Origin of the sequence: Aliivibrio sp. SR45-2, from assembly GCF_963890165.1 — a bacterium.
Classification (GTDB): domain Bacteria; phylum Pseudomonadota; class Gammaproteobacteria; order Enterobacterales; family Vibrionaceae; genus Aliivibrio; species Aliivibrio salmonicida.
In genome coordinates, this window is record NZ_CAWPRC010000054.1 from 1 (window position 1) to 1,608 (window position 1,608).

General features: G+C 33.0%; 2 protein-coding genes. One reads left to right on the forward strand and one right to left on the reverse strand.

Annotated elements, in window-relative coordinates:
- Window positions 1–74: 74 nt before the first annotated feature.
- Entirely contained in the window at window positions 75–632 is a 558-nt protein-coding gene (locus AACV33_RS02545) for a TetR family transcriptional regulator (protein WP_023603221.1), read from the reverse strand.
- Between the two features lie 126 nt (window positions 633–758).
- Between AACV33_RS02545 and AACV33_RS02550 the strand changes: the two genes are divergently transcribed.
- On the forward strand, window positions 759–1,202 hold the full coding sequence (locus AACV33_RS02550; protein WP_023603220.1) for a DUF417 family protein: 444 nt from the start codon (window positions 759–761) through the stop codon (window positions 1,200–1,202).
- Window positions 1,203–1,608 lie beyond the last annotated feature (406 nt).

A 1,608-nucleotide genomic window follows, 5' to 3' on the forward strand; every position in this document is an offset into this window, starting at 1 on the left:
CTTTAACCGTTAACACCAAATGGTCTAAATGACTGATCTTCATTCTACCCGCCCTTATTATGATGTAAGGTAACTTACTTAAAATCGATAATATCTAAAAACATTTCATGAGCAAGTTCAATTAATGAAGCATCTTTAGTGAGTTGTAACGACGCTAATAACCCGTTATATACCATCCCTGCCTTTCTCGCTTTTAGTTCTGCATCTTCAATATTATGACGCTTAAGAAGCTCAATGAGTAGCTCTTGAGTTCTCTGCTTATATTTAGCACTCACTTCCGTTATCGTTTTATCTTCATGGCTATACTCACTATAAGCTAATTGAAAATAGCAGCCATTAAATGATGGGATATCAATACAACCAGAGAGTCCCTTAAAGCGCAAAGATATTTTTTGGTCTAAGGTAAGTTCTGGATTCTCAAAAAGCACCTTCACATTCGAAAGTGATTGCTCGCTAAACAATTCCAACGCTTTAGCGATTAAATTCTCTTTTGATTGAAAATATTTATAAATAGTCGCCTTGGATAAACCAGTCGCAGCCGTTATTTTATCCATACTTGTACCGTGAAAACCATGTAACGCGCACAGCTCTATCGTTTTTTGAAGTGCGTTAACTCTCTTTTCTTCTTTCATGACATCATTCTCCTTCTTTAGTTCAATAATAGCAAAATAAACGGTTTAGTTCAAAAACCAGTTGACTTAGCTAAAATAAACGATAGATTAAACTAAACCGTTTAGTTTAATTAAAGGAAATAACAAATGGATAGTAAAACAATAGAAAGGACAAACACAACCACCTCATTAGGCTATAAACTCGGGGTATTTGGTGTGGTTCTTACCCTTTTGTGGATTGGGATATTTAAATTCACACCAACAGAAGCTGCCGCTATCGAACCACTTGTTGCTAATCACCCTTTGATCGGTTGGATATATAATTTTCTATCAGTACAAATGGTCTCAAATATAATTGGCTTGACTGAAATAATCATTGCAATAGGACTTATCGCTGGATTTTTTAACCCTAAAATTGGTTATCTATCAGGTCTCTTAGCCCTATTCACTTTTATTATAACACTCAGTTTCATGATCACTACACCAAACACATGGAAGGTTGTAGATGGTGTCTTAATTACTAATTTCTTTTTACTTAAAGATATTGTATTTGTTGCTGTTGCTTTACTGGTGATAGAACGTAATAAATAGCAGTATGAGGTTAATCTAATATAACGGATTAACCTCAACTTTAATTTCTGTTTTTACTCCCACTTCGTTTTTATCATTTCTCCCTATCGCATAAAGTTGGTTTACTTTCACACAAACAGTTACTGGCATGTTAATTATACGTAACAATATAATCTGCAATCTTACTAAGCGCTCACCCCGCTTAATTACATTCATCAATTGGATGCTTTTATAATTGGCATTCGCATTAATTATAAAATATGATAATAAAAAGGCATGAATTTAATAATAGCCTTCGTATAGCATGTCGAGAGAACCGCTGTTTATTTTCATTAAGAATAAACAGTAATTATATTTATATAAATACAAATAAGAATTCACATCATGAAGTACTTTTTAGTTTTTTTACTTACTTTATCTTTATTCG

Bases quoted from the DNA above. Each gene is read 5' to 3' on its own strand.
- AACV33_RS02545 (WP_023603221.1), bottom strand. From the start codon at position 632: ATGAAAGAAGAAAAGAGAGTTAACGCACTTCAAAAAACGATAGAGCTG.
- AACV33_RS02550 (WP_023603220.1), top strand. From the start codon at position 759: ATGGATAGTAAAACAATAGAAAGGACAAACACAACCACCTCATTAGGC.